At 66.0% G+C, this 15,039-nt stretch carries 14 protein-coding genes; 12 read left to right on the forward strand and 2 right to left on the reverse strand.

Features of this window, described 5'->3' with window-relative positions; all coding sequences use genetic code 11:
* Positions 1-76 precede the first annotated feature (76 nt).
* Positions 77-2,173: an ATP-dependent DNA helicase gene (locus IB257_RS29770; protein WP_192493220.1), complete on the forward strand. Its 2,097-nt coding sequence runs from the start codon at positions 77-79 to the stop codon at positions 2,171-2,173.
* Between the two features lie 69 nt (positions 2,174-2,242).
* Here IB257_RS29770 and IB257_RS29775 read toward each other — a convergent pair whose 3' ends face one another.
* Complete coding sequence (locus IB257_RS29775) at positions 2,243-3,454, reverse strand: MFS transporter (RefSeq protein ID WP_175213975.1); 1,212 nt, start codon at positions 3,452-3,454, stop codon at positions 2,243-2,245.
* A gap of 85 nt (positions 3,455-3,539) precedes the next feature.
* Between IB257_RS29775 and IB257_RS29780 the strand changes: the two genes are divergently transcribed.
* Positions 3,540-4,481: a GlxA family transcriptional regulator gene (locus IB257_RS29780; protein ID WP_054450795.1), complete on the forward strand. Its 942-nt coding sequence runs from the start codon at positions 3,540-3,542 to the stop codon at positions 4,479-4,481.
* A gap of 48 nt (positions 4,482-4,529) precedes the next feature.
* Here IB257_RS29780 and IB257_RS29785 read toward each other — a convergent pair whose 3' ends face one another.
* Positions 4,530-5,288 carry an outer membrane protein assembly factor BamD gene (locus IB257_RS29785; RefSeq protein WP_233564578.1) on the reverse strand — a complete coding sequence of 253 codons (759 nt, stop codon included), beginning with the start codon at positions 5,286-5,288 and terminating at the stop codon, positions 4,530-4,532.
* Between the two features lie 137 nt (positions 5,289-5,425).
* Between IB257_RS29785 and IB257_RS29790 the strand changes: the two genes are divergently transcribed.
* The 10 genes from IB257_RS29790 to IB257_RS29835 all read left to right on the forward strand — a co-directional run bounded on the left by IB257_RS29790 (position 5,426) and on the right by IB257_RS29835 (position 15,006).
* Positions 5,426-6,424 carry an RluA family pseudouridine synthase gene (locus tag IB257_RS29790; protein WP_054450799.1) on the forward strand — a complete coding sequence of 333 codons (999 nt, stop codon included), beginning with the start codon at positions 5,426-5,428 and terminating at the stop codon, positions 6,422-6,424.
* Positions 6,412-7,176, forward strand: coding sequence for a peptidoglycan editing factor PgeF (gene pgeF, locus IB257_RS29795; RefSeq protein ID WP_192493221.1), 765 nt, complete (start codon positions 6,412-6,414; stop codon positions 7,174-7,176). The genes IB257_RS29790 and pgeF overlap by 13 nt, the downstream gene beginning before the upstream one ends.
* A 124-nt stretch (positions 7,177-7,300) precedes the next feature.
* Complete coding sequence (gene phaC, locus IB257_RS29800; RefSeq protein ID WP_054450803.1) at positions 7,301-8,935, forward strand: class I poly(R)-hydroxyalkanoic acid synthase; 1,635 nt, start codon at positions 7,301-7,303, stop codon at positions 8,933-8,935.
* Positions 8,936-9,012: 77 nt separating this feature from the next.
* Positions 9,013-9,750: an acetoacetyl-CoA reductase gene (gene phbB / locus IB257_RS29805; RefSeq protein WP_054450805.1), complete on the forward strand. Its 738-nt coding sequence runs from the start codon at positions 9,013-9,015 to the stop codon at positions 9,748-9,750.
* 117 nt (positions 9,751-9,867) lie between these two features.
* A complete protein-coding gene (gene phaR, locus IB257_RS29810; protein ID WP_042792481.1) occupies positions 9,868-10,434 on the forward strand; it encodes a polyhydroxyalkanoate synthesis repressor PhaR in 567 nt (188 codons plus the stop codon).
* Positions 10,435-10,635: 201 nt separating this feature from the next.
* The gene (locus IB257_RS29815; protein WP_370540140.1) at positions 10,636-11,646 is read left to right on the forward strand and encodes a linear amide C-N hydrolase; all 1,011 of its coding nucleotides are present in this window, start codon (positions 10,636-10,638) and stop codon (positions 11,644-11,646) included.
* 165 nt (positions 11,647-11,811) lie between these two features.
* Positions 11,812-12,348 carry an iron transporter gene (locus tag IB257_RS29820; RefSeq protein WP_088139137.1) on the forward strand — a complete coding sequence of 179 codons (537 nt, stop codon included), beginning with the start codon at positions 11,812-11,814 and terminating at the stop codon, positions 12,346-12,348.
* A gap of 2 nt (positions 12,349-12,350) precedes the next feature.
* Positions 12,351-12,704 carry a cupredoxin domain-containing protein gene (locus IB257_RS29825; RefSeq protein ID WP_054450809.1) on the forward strand — a complete coding sequence of 118 codons (354 nt, stop codon included), beginning with the start codon at positions 12,351-12,353 and terminating at the stop codon, positions 12,702-12,704.
* A 13-nt stretch (positions 12,705-12,717) separates the two neighbouring features.
* Positions 12,718-13,569, forward strand: coding sequence for an FTR1 family protein (locus IB257_RS29830; RefSeq protein ID WP_192493223.1), 852 nt, complete (start codon positions 12,718-12,720; stop codon positions 13,567-13,569).
* A gap of 39 nt (positions 13,570-13,608) precedes the next feature.
* Complete coding sequence (locus tag IB257_RS29835) at positions 13,609-15,006, forward strand: 4Fe-4S binding protein (protein WP_192493224.1); 1,398 nt, start codon at positions 13,609-13,611, stop codon at positions 15,004-15,006.
* Positions 15,007-15,039: the final 33 nt, after the last annotated feature.

Raw genomic sequence — 15,039 nt, forward strand, 5'->3', positions numbered from 1 at the left:
GGTATCATTTGGTCCTTTCCCACCCAAGTGTCTGGCGCCCGAACCGCAACCGGCACCGGTTCACCGTTGACTCGCTATGCTGGACCTGGATATCTCCGAATTCTTCGACGCCGACGGGCCTTTGGCCACGGCTTTGCCCGGCTACAAGCCCCGGCCTTCACAGGTCGAACTCTCGCAGGCCATAGGGCAGGCCATCCAGGACCGCGCCACCTTGGTGGCGGAGGCAGGCACCGGCATCGGCAAAACCTGGGCCTATCTTGTACCCGCCTTCATCCAGGGCGGCAAGGTGCTGATTTCCACGGGTACGCGCACCCTGCAGGACCAGCTTTTCGCCCGTGACCTGCCGCGCGTGCGCGCGGCGTTGGCCGCGCCGGTGACGGCCGCGCTGCTCAAGGGCCGCGGCAACTACCTCTGTCATTACCACCTGGATCGCCTGCAGGGCGACGAGCGCGCGCTGAAGTCGCGCACCGAAATCCAGCAGTTGCGCCAGATCCAGGTGTTCGCGGGCATTTCCAAGACGGGCGACCGCGGCGACCTGGCGCAGGTACCGGAAGACGCCGACATCTGGCAGCGCGTGACCTCCACGCGCGAGAACTGCCTGGGCCAGGAATGCCCGCGCATCCGCGACTGCTTCGTGGTGAAGGCGCGCCGCCAGGCGCAGGAAGCCGACGTGGTGGTCGTGAACCATGCCCTGTTCATGGCCGACCTGGTGCTGCGCGAAGAGGGCGTGACCGACCTGCTGCCCGAAGCGGACACCGTGATCTTCGACGAAGCGCACCAGTTGCCGGACACGGCCACCCGCTTTCTGGGCAGCAGCGTGTCCACGCACCAGTTGCTGGATTTCGGCCGCGCGCTGGAAGCGGCCGGCCTGGCCTACGCGCGCGAAGCCGCCAAATGGAGCGACGTCAGCCGCCATGTGGAAACGGCGGCGCGCGAGCTGCGCCTGGTCTGTGCGCCGCTGGACCGTATGCCCGGCCGCAAGGCGACTTTCGAGGCCATCCCCAATCCCGAGGAATTCGACGAAGCGCTGTTGGCGCTGCGCGAGGCCGTGGACGGCGCGGCCAAGGCGCTGGGCGCGGTGGCCGAAAAGCACCCGGACCTGATGGCGGCCGCGCGCAGCGGCGCCGAGATTTCGGTGCGGCTGAAGCGCTGGGCCACGCCGGGCCGGGCGGGCGCAGACCATTCCGACGAAGGCTGGGGCCGCGACGACCAGGCGTCCGAACCCGTCGTGCAATCGGCGCTGGGCGACGGACTGCCCACGCCTGCCGCCATCCTGGAGGGCGCGGCCGCGGCGGAACAATGGACCGGCCCGGCGGTGCGCTGGGTCGAACACGGGCAGCACCACGTGCGCCTGCATTCGGCGCCGCTGTCGGTGGCCCAGGCTTTTTCCAAGTACCGCAAGCCGGGCCAGGCCTGGATCATGACCTCGGCCACGCTGTCCGTGAACGGCGAGTTCACGCACTTCACCAGCCAGCTGGGGCTGGAGAAGGCGCGCACGGGCAAATGGGAATCGCCCTTCGACTATCCCGAACAGGCCTTGCTGTTCGTGCCGCGCGGCATGCCCGAACCGCAATCGCCGCAGTTCCTCGACCGCTTCGTGCAGACCCTGCTGCCGCTGCTGGAGGCCAGCCCCGGCGGCACGCTGGTGCTGTGCACGACGCTGCGCGCGGTGGACAAGGTCGCCAACCTGCTGGCCGACGCCTTCGACGATGCCGGCCATGAATGGCCATTGCTCAAGCAGGGCGAGGGCACGCGCCGCGATCTGCTGGACCGCTTCTGCAAACTGGAGCATCCGGTGCTGGTGGGCAGCGCCAGTTTCTGGGAAGGCATAGACCTGCCCGGCGACGTGCTGACCCTGGTGGCGATCGACAAGCTGCCGTTCGCGCCGCCCGACGATCCGGTCATCGAGGCGCGCCTGCGCGCCTGCCGTGCGCATGGCGGCAATCCCTTTGCGGAATACCAACTGCCCGAAGCCGCGATCTCGCTCAAGCAGGGCGCGGGCCGTCTGATCCGTACGGAATCGGACTGGGGCGTGCTCATGGTGGGCGACGCGCGCCTGGTCGAAAAGCCTTATGGCAAGCGCCTGTGGCGCGGTCTGCCGCCGTTCGCGCGGACGCGCGAACTGGAAGAAGTACTGGCGTTCTACCGGCGCAAGCAGGAACCGCAGGACTAGCGGCCGTTCACGCCACAATCAGCCAGCCCTGGGGGCTGCCCGCGCCAGCGGGCGCCCCTGCCAGCCGCCTCAGGCCGCGACCCGTTCCGTCCGCCGCGACATCGCCCACCACCCGGTCATGACCGCGGCCAGGCCCACGATGGGCAGCATGGCGGCGTTCAACGTTTCCCAGCCCATGCGCACGAGCGCCGGACCCGCGGCCAGCGTGGCCAGGGCGGTGGTGGCGTAGCGCAGCATTTCGGCGGCTCCTTGTACGCGCGCCCGTTCGGCGGGACGGTAGGACTGCGCCAGCAGCGTGGTGCCGCCGACGAACATGAAGTTCCAGCCCACGCCCAGGCAGAACAATGCCGCGTGGAAGGCCGTGAGCGAAGTCGATTGCATCGCGATCAGCGAGCAGGCCGCGTTCAACGCCATGCCCATGCCAAGTACGCGGGGCAGACCCAGCCGGTTGATCAGCGCACCGGCGAAGAAGGCCGGGGCGTACATGCCGATCAGGTGCCACTGCATGATGCTGGCGCCATCGGCGATGCTGTGCTGGCAGGCGACCGCGGCCAGCGGCGCGGCCGTCATGACAAACATCATCGACACCGAACCCACGACGTTGTTGGCCAGGGCCGCCACGAAAATCGGCTGCCGCATGACCTCGCCCAAAGGACGGGCCGGCAGGCCTGCGGCCTGCGTGTCGGCGGGCTGGCCGCCTTCGCCTTCCTGATCGCGGTAGGCGAAGAGCAGCAGCGCGCTGGCGGCTCCCAGCAGCGCCACCATCAGATAGGCGCCGGAAAAGATCGCGGCGGGGAAGATGTCCTTGGCCCAGGCCGCCAGCGCCGGCCCCGCGATGGCGGCGATGACGCCGCCCGTCAGGACCACGGATATGGCGCGGCTCTTGGCCTCGGCGGGTACCGCGTCGGCGGCGGCCAGGCGGTAGTACTGCGCAAACGCCTGGAACACGCCGACCAGCGCCGTGCCCAGGCAGAAGAGCCAGAAGTCGCTGGCGAACACCGCGGCCACGGAAATCAGCCCGCCGGCCGCGCCCGCCAGCGATCCCAGCATGAAGCCCGCACGGCGGCCGATGCGCTGCATGAGCAGCGATGCATACCAGGTGACCGCGGCGCCCGCCACGGTGATCAGCGCGAACGGCAGCGTGGCCAGGGCCGGATGCGGCGCCAGCATCTGGCCGGTCAGCGCCGTCAGGGTCAGGTCGATGGAGATCGCCGCGATGTACAGGCCCTGGCAGACGGCGAGGATGCGGGCATTGCGCAGGCCGCGCGTGGAGGAGGTCATGGCTGTGGGAGTCCGGAGGATTGACAGGCCCCACTCTAGCGCCGGAAACTATGGCAAGAATGACTATTTTCCCTCATTTCATGCCATGACCCATCGCGTTTGCATCCTGCCCGTACCCAACTTCCAGCTGCTCGACATGGCAGGCCCGCTGTCGGTCTTCCAGATCGCTGCCGAACTGGTGCCGGGCGCCTACGAAGTGGCCGTGGCGTCGGCCGAAGGCGGCCTGGTCCGCTGTTCGGCCGGCGTGCCCGTGCTGACGCGGCCCTGGCGCGGTCTGCGCGCCGACACCGTGCTGGTGCCGGGTGGCCAGGGCGCGCGCGAACCCCAGGCGGCCCCGGCCATGCTGGCCTATCTGCGCGCAGCGCATGCGCGCGGCCGGCGCGTGGCCAGCGTCTGCACCGGCGCGTTCGTGCTGGCGCAGGCCGGCATCCTGCAAGGGCGCCGCGTGACCACCCACTGGCGTCATGCCGCCGAACTGCAGCAGCGCCATCCTGCGCTTGCGGTGGAAGCGGACCGCATCTACGTCGAGGACCGCGCGGTCTGGACCTCGGCGGGCATCACGGCCGGCATCGACCTGGCGCTGGCCATGGTGCAGGCGGACCACGGCGAGGCGGTCGCCCGCGCCACCGCCCGCGAGATGGTGGTCTATCACCGGCGCACGGGAGGGCAGTCGCAGTTCTCTGCATTGCAGGACCTGGCGCCAGCCAGCGGACGCATGCGCGAGGTGCTGGCCCATGTGGGCCAGCACCTGGACGAAGTCCTGGACATCGAGCGCCTGGCCGGCGTGGCCTGCCTGAGTCCGCGCCAGTTCTGCCGCCAGTTCAAGCTGGAAACCGGGCAGACCCCGGCCAAGGCCGTGGAGCGCGTGCGCGCCGAGGCTGCGCGTGAACTGGTCGAGGAAGGCGAGGCCGGCATGGATGCCATCGCGCGCCGGGTGGGCTTCGGCGATACGGAGCGCATGCGCCGCGCCTTCATCCGCATCTACGGGCAGCCGCCGCAAGCGCTGCGGCGCGGCGCGCCGGCATGAAAAAGCCCCTGCGTGGCAGGGGCTTTGCTTGGTGCGGCGGGCGTTACGTCAGTTGAACGGGTTCCACCAGCTCTTGTCGGCCTTCAGGCCCTTGGTCTTGAATTCGCTGTTGGGGAAGTTCTTGTCGTACACGCGCTGCGAGTCGTTCTTCAGTTCGGTCAGGCCGAGCTTGTCGTAGGACTCGACCATCAGATAGAGCGCTTCCTCGGTGGCGGGGGCGCCTTCGAAGTCGGTGATGACGGTCTGCGCACGGTTGGCCGCGGCCACGTAGGCGCCGCGCTCGTAGTAGTAGCGGGCGACGTGCACTTCGTTCATGGCGATGGTGTTGACCAGCCAGGCGACGCGCTTCTCGGCATCCACCGTGTACTTGCTGTCCGGGTAGCGCTTGATCAGCTCGTTGAACGCGTCGTAGGACGCGCGCAGGCCCTTGGGATCGCGCTCGGCGGGATCCTGGCCGGTGATGCTGCTCATGAAGGCGCTGGCCGGGGTGAAGTTGATCAGGCCCTTCAGGTAAAGGGCGTAGTCGGTGCCGGGGTGATTGGGGTAGAGCTGCTGGAAGCGGTCGATGGCGGCCAGGGCCTGCTCGTTTTCGCCGTCCTTCCAGTTGACGTAGGCAAGCTCAAGCAGGGCTTGCTGGGCGTAGACGCCGAAGGGGTAGCGGCTTTCGATCGCGGTCAGGCGTTCGCGCGCTTCTTTCCAGCCGCCCGAGGCCATTTCCGCCTTGGCGTCTGCGTAGAGCTGTTCGGCGCTCCAGTTGGTGGTCTTGTCGTACTTGCTGTTGCTCGAGCCGCAACCGGCGATGACCATCACGGCGAGCAGCGCGATAACCACGCGCAAGACCGGCCCGCTTCGGGAGGCGGGATTCGAGGGAGCTGCGGAGTGGTGAATCACGAGAATCGTATCCTTGGTGTTAGCATGCAAGGCTGATTATATGATTTGTCTCCATGTCTGATACAGCCTCCGGCGCGGATCTCGTTTCCGACGACGAACTCCTGGGTATTTCCGAAGAAAACCCGCAGGGGGAACCGCAATTTGTAACAGTGCCTTCCGGCACGCGCGCCGACCGGTTGGACAAGGTGCTCGCGGGGCTGATGCCCGAGCATTCCCGCAGCCGGCTGCAGGGCTGGATCGAGGCCGGCAACGTCCACGTGAACGGCAAGCCCGGCAAGATCCGCCAGACGGTCGGACCCGACGACGAACTCACCGTCTGGCCCCAGCCCGCGCCCGAAACCCTGGCCTTCGCGCCCGAACCCGTGGAGTTCGCGGTCGTGGCCGAAAGCCCCGACTGGATCGTGGTGAACAAGCCCGCCGGCCTGGTGACGCATCCTGGCGCCGGCAACTGGAGCGGCACGCTGCTCAACGGCCTGCTGTACCGCTATCCCGAACTGGCGCAGGTGGCGCGCGCCGGCATCGTGCACCGCCTGGACAAGGACACCTCCGGCCTGATGGTCGTGGCGCGCAACGAAACCGCCCAGACCCACCTGGTGCGCCAATTGCAGGCGCGCAGCATGGGCCGCGAGTACGTGGCGCTGGTCCACGGCTGGCTGGCCGCGGCCGGCAAGGTCGATCGTCCCATCGGCCGCGATGCGCGCGTGCCGGTCCGCATGAGCGTGGAGCGCCCGGTGGCGCCCAAGCCCGCCATCACCCATTACATGCCCGCCCGCCGCGGCGAGGCGGATCCCGGCGGCCGCGTCACCGAAGTGGTGTGCCGCCTGGAAACCGGCCGCACCCATCAGATCCGCGTGCACATGGCCAGCCTGGGGCATCCGCTGCTGGCCGATACCATCTACGGCGGCAAGAACATTGCGGGCGCGCAGCGGCAGATGCTGCATGCGCGCGCGCTGCATTTCGAAGATCCGGGCGGTCGCGGCGAAGTCGACTTCACCGCGGCCGTGCCTCCCGACATGAGCTTGGTCCAGGAAGAGATTGCATGGAACGCGTAGTGGCAGGCTTGCCGGTGGTGACGGGCCCGCAATGGCCGGGCGTGAACTACTTCTGCACGACCCGGGCAGGGGGCGTGGGCGTCGCGCCGCACGACACCTTGAATCTGGGCCGCCGCGCCGGGGACGATCCGGACACGGTGACTGAGAACCGGCGCCGCGTGCGCGCTGCGCTGCCGGCCGAACCCCTGTGGCTGCGTCAGGTCCATGGCAGCGTAGTGGTGGATGCCGATCAGGCCGACCTGCCGGACGAGCCGGCGGTCGACGCCAGCGTCACGGCGCAACCCGGCCGCGTGCTGGCCGTGATGGTTGCCGATTGCCTGCCCGTGGTCATCGCCGATGCGCAAGGCACGGTGCTGGGCGCGGCGCATGCCGGCTGGCGCGGCCTGTCGGGCGGCGTGCTGGAGAACACGCTCGCGGCCATGCGCGCCAAGGCGCCGCAGGCCTCGGGCTGGCGCGCCTGGGTCGGCCCCGGCATCGGCCCGCAGGCGTTCGAGGTCGGGCAGGACGTACTGGACGCGTTCACCAAGGACGATCCGGCAACCCTGCGCTACTTCACGCCGCGGCCGGGCATTTCCGGAAAATGGCTGGCCGACCTCGCCGAATTGGCTGATTTCCGCCTGCGCCGCGCCGGAGTACAAGAAGTGTCCTTGAGCGGGATGTGCACGGTGGCCGGGGCGGACCGGTTCTTCTCGTACCGCCGCGACGGCGAAACCGGACGCATGGCTTTGCTGGCCTGGCTAGGCCCGGTTTGATCTGGCGCAAGGCCCGCAGCCGGCCTTGCGTCATACCCTGTCAGGCCTCCTTGTATACCCGCATTGACAGTCCCGGACCCGGAATGCAACATCAATCGCGTAGTTTCGATAACAAGGTGTCGAAGTGAATGCCAATCTCTCCGCAGGGCCCATTCCGGTGAGCGTGGCACCGGAAGTCCTGGCCGACATTCAGGCCGAATTCTCCCGCGAGTGGCAGCGCCTTTGCGATGACGCCCGCCGTGGCGCGCTTGCGCCGCCGCCAGACCGCCGTTTTTCGGGTGATGCCTGGGCCTCCAATCATTCGCACCTGCTGCTGGCGCATACCTATCTGCTGTCGGCCCGCGCCATGTCGCGCATGGTCGACGCGGCCCAGGTCAGCGAGCCCATGCGCGATCGCCTGCGCTTTTCCATCATGCAATGGGTCGACGCGTTGTCGCCGTCGAACTTCCTGGCGTTGAACCCGGATGCCCAGCAATCCATCGTCGAAAGCGCCGGACGCGCGCTCAACGAAGGGCTGGCCAATCTGCTGGGGGACGTCAAGAAAGGCCGCATCACGCAGACCGACGAATCGCAGTTCGAGATCGGCCGCAACGTCGCCGTGACGCCGGGCGAAGTGGTGTTTGAAAACCGGTTGTTCCAGCTCATCCAGTACGCGCCGTCGACCGCCACCGTACACGAACGGCCGCTGGTCATCGTGCCGCCGAACATCAACAAGTTCTACATCCTGGACCTGCAGCCCGAAAATTCCTTCGTGCGGCACGCGGTGGACCAGGGCTACACGGTATTCCTGATTTCCTGGCGCAATCCGGTGTCCAGCGACACCGATGGCGTGGACCGCGCGACTTGGTCCGATTATCTGGACGACGCGGTGCTGCAGGCGCTGCGCGTGGCCAGCGACATCACCAAACAGCCGCAGGTCAATGCGCTGGGCTTCTGCGTGGGCGGCACGATGCTGGCTTCCGCGCTGGCCCTGGCCGAGGCGCGCGGCGAGCATCCGGTCGCGTCGCTGACCCTGTTGACCTCGCTGCTGGATTTCCACGATACCGGCATCCTCAACGTCTTCGTCGACGAAGCGCACGCGCTGCTGCGCGACCACCAGTTGGGGCAGGGCGGGCTGATGCCCGGGCGCGATCTCGCCACCACGTTCTCGTTCCTGCGGCCCAACGAGCTGGTCTGGAACTATGTGGTCGGCAACTACCTGAAAGGCCAGAAGCCGCCCGCGTTCGACCTGCTGTTCTGGAATGGCGACAGCACCAATCTGCCCGGCCCGTTCTTCTCCTGGTATTTCCGCAATACCTATCTGGAGAACAACCTCAAGGTGCCGGGCCGCGCGCAGGCCGCGGGCCTGCCGCTGGACCTGACGCGCCTGGAAATGCCTGCGTACATCTTCGGGTCACGCGAGGACCATATCGTGCCCTGGGTTTCGGCGTATGCGTCGACCCAGGTGCTGCGCGGACCGCAGCGCTTCGTGCTGGGGGCGTCCGGCCACATCGCCGGCGTGGTGAACCCTCCGGCGAAGAAGCGCCGCAGCTACTGGGCGGCTGACAAGCTTGAACAGTCAGGCCATCATCTGCCTGGCGACCCGAACACCTGGTTCGCGCAAGCGGTCGAGACGCCGGGCAGCTGGTGGCCCGATTGGGCCGGCTGGCTGTCGGGCCATTCCGGCAAGCAGGTCAAGGCGCGTGAAAAATTGGGCAATGCCAAGTACCGGCCGATAGAGCCGGCGCCTGGCAGATATGTGAAAGTCCGGGCAGCCTGAAGCCGCGACCAGCGGTTAGGCCCAGACGAGAAGAAGGTTAATCAACGAGGCGTCCGTCGCACACAGGAGGAAGTCCAATGAGCGGAAAACTGGCTTACGTTACAGGCGGGATGGGCGGTATCGGCACCTCTATTTGCCAGCGCTTGGCCAAGGATGGCTTTCGCGTGGTGGCAGGTTGCGGCCCCAGCCGCAACTACCAGCAGTGGCTGGATGAGCAGGCAGCGCAGGGCTACACGTTCTACGCGTCCGTGGGCAACGTGTCCGATTGGGACTCCACGGTAGAAGCCTTCGAACGGGTCACGAAGGAGCTGGGCCCGGTCGACGTGCTGGTCAACAACGCGGGCATCACCCGCGATGGCCTGTTCCGCAAGATGAGCGCGGACGATTGGCGCGCGGTCATCGACACCAACCTGAACAGCTTGTTCAATGTGACCAAACAGGTGATCGACGGCATGGTCGAACGCCAGTGGGGGCGCATCATCAACATCAGCTCGGTGAACGGGCAGAAAGGCCAGTTCGGCCAGACGAACTATTCGACCGCCAAGGCCGGCATCCATGGCTTCACCATGGCGTTGGCCCAGGAAGTCGCCAGCAAGGGCGTCACCGTCAACACGATTTCGCCCGGCTACATCGGCACCGACATGGTCCGCGCCATCCGTCCCGACGTGCTGGAAAAGATCGTCGCCACCATCCCGGTGCGCCGCCTTGGCACGCCGGAAGAAATCGCGTCCATGACGTCGTGGTTGGCCTCGGACGAGTCCGGCTTTTCGACGGGCGCGGACTTCTCGCTCAATGGCGGCCTGCACATGGGCTGACCCATCGCGGGCCGCCAGCGGGCGGCCCGTCGGCGCCGGAGGGCCTCGGGGAGAGGGCCCTCCGGATTACACTAACCCTATCCGAAGCCTTAGAGATCGCCCGATCCGGGGACAACCATGACGCAAGCACAAACCGGCGCCAGCCTGCGCCTGATTAAAAAGTACCCCAACCGTCGCCTGTACGACACCCGGACCAGCACCTACATCACCCTGGCAGATGTCAAGCAACTGGTCCTGGCAAACGAAGAATTCCAGGTCGTCGATGCCAAGAGCAGCGAAGACCTGACGCGCAGCATCCTGCTGCAGATCATCCTTGAAGAGGAAAGCGGCGGCATGCCCATGTTCTCCTCGAACATGCTGTCGCAGATCATCCGTTTCTATGGCCATGCCATGCAGGGCATCATGGGTTCCTACCTGGAAAAGAACATCCAGGCCTTCATGGAAATCCAGCAGCGCATGGCGGAGCAATCCAAGGGCCTGTACGGCAGCCAATTCGGCCCCGAGGCCTGGGCCCAGTTCATGAACGTGCAGACGCCCATGCTGCAGAACATGATGAACAACTACATCGACCAGAGCAAGAATCTGTTCGTGCAGATGCAGGACCAGATGCAGGATCAGACCCGCGCCATGTTCTCGACCTTCCCGTTCACGCCTGGCGGCACGCAAGGTCCCGGCCGCAAGTAATGGCGGGGCCGTGCCTGGCGCGGCCTCATCGATCAGCACCCCAAAAGCCGGACAGAGATCTGGTTCTTGGGGTGTTTTTTCATCACCGCGTGCAGGTTCTGCTCGCGCGGCAAGCAAGCACAGATACCTCGGAGAGCAAGCATGAGACTGAACAAGGCGTTTTCCCGCCTGGCCTGCGCGGCACTGGCAGGCTTGACGGCCATGTCCGCGTCGCCCGCCGCTTGGGCTTGCACGCGCGTGGTCTTCCATGGCGCCAACCAGCAGGTGGTTACCGCACGCTCCATGGACTGGAAGAACGACATCACCAGCAACCTGTGGGTATTGCCGCGCGGCATGGCGCGCAGCGGCGAGGCCGGCCCGAACTCCCTGCGCTGGACTTCGCGCTACGGCAGCGTGGTCACGTCCGGCTATGACGTCTCCACCACCGATGGCGTGAACGAGGCGGGCCTGAGCGCCAATCTGCTGTGGCTGGCCGAATCGCAGTACCCGCAATTCGATGCGAAGAGCAAGCCCGGCCTGACCATCGCGGCGTGGGCGCAATACGTGCTGGACAACTACGCCACCGTCAAGGAGGCCGTGGCGGCGCTGGAGCAGGAACCCTACACCATCGTCTCGGACAACGTGCCGGGCGAGGACCGCCTGACGACGCTGCACCTGTCGATCTCGGACGCCAGCGGCGACAGCGCCATCATCGAATACATCGGCGGACGCCAGGTGATCCACCATAGCCGCGACTACCAGGTGATGACCAACTCGCCTCAGTTCGAGCAGCAGCTTGCGCTCGATGCCTACTGGCAGCAGATCGGCGGCACCACCATGCTGCCGGGCACCAACCGCGCAGCCGACCGTTTCGTGCGCGCATCGTTCTACATCAACGCCATCCCCAAGGATCCCGATCCCAACAAGGCGCTGGCCAGCGTCTTCAGCGTGATACGCAACGTCTCCGTACCCTATGGCATCAGCACGCCCGGACAACCCAATATCTCGTCCACCCGCTGGCGCACCGTCTTCGACCACCAGCGCAAGCTGTACTTCTTCGAATCGGCCCTGACGCCCAACACGTTCTGGGTGGACCTGAAGGCCCTGGACTTCAGTTCGGAAACAGGCAAGGTGCTGAAGCTGGACCTGGGGCCGGATCAGCGCCACACGTTTGCGGGCGACGCCACGCGCGACTTCCAGCCCGCGGCGCCGTTCAAGTTTCTCGGGCTCTGAAAAAAGGTCAGGGCCTTTTTCGCCGCTTGATCAAACGCAATGATCCACAGATTTTCCTGATCCGAGGTTCAGGGTTCTGTCAGTTGATTTGGTTACATTAATGAAAACGGTTCTTGTTTGTATTTTAGGAGCCGTCGTCTCATTTGTGTCTCAAGGATTATGCACATGATCAAGAAAGCCTTGGCCCTGGCCATTGTCGCCCTGAGCGTTTCCGCCGCGAACGCGGCCGAATACCCCATCGGCAAACCGGTGGAAAAGGGCGGCATGGAAATCGGCGCGGTGTATCTGCAGCCGATCGAAATGGACCCCCCGGGCATGATGCGCCCGGCCAAGGATTCGGATGTGCACCTTGAGGCCGACATTCACGCCACCGCCGGCAACAAGACGGGCTTCCCCGAAGGCGAGTGGGTGCCTTACCTGGTCGTGAAGTACGAAATCCAGAAGGTCGGCAGCCAGAACGTGCAGAAGGGCACCTTCATGCCGATGGTCGCCAACGACGGTCCGCACTACGGCGAGAACGTCAAGCTGGAAGGTCCGGGCAAGTACAAGCTGAAATACTCCATCCTGCCGCCGACCGCGGACAAGATGAGTCACTTCGGCCGTCACATCGACAAGGAAACCGGCGTGGGGCCGTGGTTCGAGCCCTTCGACCTCGAATATGAATTCGTCTACGCCGGCACCGGCAAGAAGGGCGGTTACTGATCGTGCGCAGCCTGCTTCGCGTTGCCGCCGCATTGCTGATCGGCCTGGCCGGCCTGGCCGGCGGGGCGCCCGCGCAGGCTGACGAACTACCCACGTTCACGCTGACCTTCAAGCCGAACGGTACGTTCGAGCCCGCCACGCTGGAAGTGCCGGCGGGCCGTTTCAAGATCGAGCTCATCAACGAGAGCAACGAGCCGGTGGAATTCGAAAGCATTCCGCTGCGCAAGGAAAAAGTCCTGGGGCCGGGTGTGAAGTCTTTCGTGGTGATCACCATTTCCCGCCCCGGCGAGTATCCATTTTTTGATGACTTTCACCAGAGCGTGAAAGGCACCTTGGTCGTCAAACCCAAGGAATAAGCGGTAGCAATATATGGAACAGGTCCTCTTTATCGTCTGGCGTGAAAGCGTCGAAGCCATGCTGGTGGTGGGCATACTCTACACCTGGCTGCGCTCCACGCCGGAGGGCAAGCGCGGCCTGAACTACCTATGGGGTGGCGTCGCGGCAGGCCTGGCGCTGGCCGTGGCCCTGGCGCTGGTGCTGCTGGGCGTCTCCTCCTGGCTCAGCGACGAAGGCCAGGAATGGTTCCAGGCCATCATGTCGCTGGCCGCGTGCGCGCTGGTGGTGCAGATGGTGGTGTGGATGAAGAAGCACGGCCGCACGCTCAAGGGCGAACTCGAAGGCGGAGCCCGCGCTTCCGTCGCCAGCGACAACTGGTGGGGCCTGTTCGTGCTGGTGGCCATTGCCGTGGCGCGCGAAGGCAGCGAAACCGTGGTGTTCCTGTACGGCACCGTGTCGGCGGGCGAGGGAGGCAGCGACATGCTGATGCTGGCGCTGGCTGGCGTGGCCGGTTTTGTGGTGGCGTTGCTGACGTTCTGGCTGTTGCAATTGGGCGGCAAGCTCATCACCTGGCGCCGCTTCTTCCGCGTGACCGAAATCCTGTTGCTGCTGTTGGCCGGCTCGCTGCTGGTGGGCGGCCTGGATCACCTGATTTCGCTGGACGTGCTGCCGACCATCGTGGATCCGGTCTGGGACAGCTCGTGGCTCTTGAGCGACAGCACCGGCGTGGGCAAGGTCCTGGCCGACTTCGCCGGCTACCGCGCGCTGCCTGCGGTGATCTCGGTGCTGTTGTGGGTGGCTTACTGGATCATTGTGTGGGCGCTGCTGCGCTGGGTGGGGAGCAAGCCGGCAGGCGCTGCCACCGCCGCCCGCAGCGCCACCTGAACCCGACTGTTGCCGGACTGAATATTTGAAGGTTTGACCATGGCAGCTGCACTCGGGAGGGCGACCTCCCGTATCGCCGACTTTCTCCGTGACCATGCCCCGCTGTTGCGCAAGCTGCAGTGGGGCATTGTTGCGATATACGCGTTCCTTTTGATCGTGCCCGCGATCCTGCCCTTGCCGGACAACGCGGCCTCGGTCTTCAACAATCTGACCATCGTCGCTCAGTTCGCGTTCTGGGGCGTGTGGTGGCCGTTCGTGCTGATTTCCATGCCCATCCTGGGCCGGGCCTGGTGCGGCTGGCTCTGTCCGGAGGGCATGCTGACCGAATGGGCCAGCGAGCGCGGCCAGGGCCATGCGATTCCGAAATGGATGCGTTGGGGCGGCTGGCCTTTCGTCGCGTTCGCGTTGACGACCGTCTACGGTCAACTGGTCAGCGTCTATCAATATCCGCTGGCGGTGCTGGCGGTGTTGGGCGGGTCCACGGTGGCGGCCATGATCGTCGGCTGGCGCTACGGCCGCAGCAAGCGCGTGTGGTGCAAGTACCTGTGCCCGGTCAACGGCGTCTTCAACCTGTTGGCCAAGCTGGCTCCCTGGCACTTCAAGGTCGACGAAGAGAAGTGGCGTCATCCTGTCATCCGCATCGAGCCCATCAACTGTGCGCCGCTGGTACCGCTGCGCCACATGAAGGGCGCGGGCGACTGCCATGTCTGCGGACGCTGCAGCGGCTATCGCGGTGCGATCGAGCTGACGCCGCGTTCGCCCGAAGAAGAAATCGTGCATGTCACCCATGGCGATCCATGGCAGACGGCGCTGCTGTGCTTCGGCCTGATGGGCATCGCGATCGGCGCCTTCCTCTGGAGCGCCAGCCCCTGGTACGTGACCGCCAAGCAGTGGGCCGCGACCTGGCTGGTCGAACACGACATCGTGTGGCCGCTGCTGGACAACGCGCCCTGGTTCATCCTGACGCATTACCCGGAAGTGAACGACAGCTTCTCGTGGCTGGACGGCGCCGGCATCCTGATGTTCGTCGTCGGCGCCACGATCTGTGTCGGCGGCGCTTCCTTCCTGTCGTTGTGGATCGCCGACCGCCTGGCGCCCGCCGCGCCGGTGGAAGGCGAACCCGCGACGCGCTGGGGCCGTCCTGGCCTGCACAAACTGGCGCAGGCCCTGATTCCTTCCGCCGGCATCGGCGTGTTCCTGGGCCTGTCGGCCACCACCGTAAATCTGCTCAAGCACGAAGGGATGCAGGCCGCCTGGGCCGCGCCGGTGCGGTTCACGCTGCTAAGCCTGGCGGTGCTGTGGACGCTGCGCCTGTATGCGCGCCTGCTCAAGCCGCGCGCGGCAAGCGGTTGGCGCAAGGGGCTGGCCTGGCTGGTGCTGGCAGCCGGCCTGGCGCCGTTCTGCCTGGCATGGGTGTTGTTCTTCGCGGTCTGGTAGTCCGGGCCCGAGGCTTGCGATAAAGTAGGGAAC

It is taken from the genome of Achromobacter sp. ACM03, from assembly GCF_014851665.1.
GTDB classification, from domain to species: Bacteria; Pseudomonadota; Gammaproteobacteria; order Burkholderiales; family Burkholderiaceae_B; genus Achromobacter; species Achromobacter aegrifaciens.

Excerpts from the sequence above, each read along its gene's own strand:
- IB257_RS29770 (WP_192493220.1), top strand. The coding sequence starts at position 77 with ATGCTGGACCTGGATATCTCCGAATTCTTCGACGCCGACGGGCCTTTG.
- IB257_RS29775 (WP_175213975.1), bottom strand. The coding sequence starts at position 3,454 with ATGACCTCCTCCACGCGCGGCCTGCGCAATGCCCGCATCCTCGCCGTC.
- IB257_RS29780 (WP_054450795.1), top strand. The coding sequence starts at position 3,540 with ATGACCCATCGCGTTTGCATCCTGCCCGTACCCAACTTCCAGCTGCTC.
- IB257_RS29785 (WP_233564578.1), bottom strand. The coding sequence starts at position 5,288 with ATGGTCATCGCCGGTTGCGGCTCGAGCAACAGCAAGTACGACAAGACC.
- IB257_RS29790 (WP_054450799.1), top strand. The coding sequence starts at position 5,426 with ATGTCTGATACAGCCTCCGGCGCGGATCTCGTTTCCGACGACGAACTC.
- pgeF (WP_192493221.1), top strand. The coding sequence starts at position 6,412 with ATGGAACGCGTAGTGGCAGGCTTGCCGGTGGTGACGGGCCCGCAATGG.
- phbB (WP_054450805.1), top strand. The coding sequence starts at position 9,013 with ATGAGCGGAAAACTGGCTTACGTTACAGGCGGGATGGGCGGTATCGGC.
- phaR (WP_042792481.1), top strand. The coding sequence starts at position 9,868 with ATGACGCAAGCACAAACCGGCGCCAGCCTGCGCCTGATTAAAAAGTAC.
- IB257_RS29815 (WP_370540140.1), top strand. The coding sequence starts at position 10,636 with ATGTCCGCGTCGCCCGCCGCTTGGGCTTGCACGCGCGTGGTCTTCCAT.
- IB257_RS29820 (WP_088139137.1), top strand. The coding sequence starts at position 11,812 with ATGATCAAGAAAGCCTTGGCCCTGGCCATTGTCGCCCTGAGCGTTTCC.
- IB257_RS29830 (WP_192493223.1), top strand. The coding sequence starts at position 12,718 with ATGGAACAGGTCCTCTTTATCGTCTGGCGTGAAAGCGTCGAAGCCATG.
- IB257_RS29835 (WP_192493224.1), top strand. The coding sequence starts at position 13,609 with ATGGCAGCTGCACTCGGGAGGGCGACCTCCCGTATCGCCGACTTTCTC.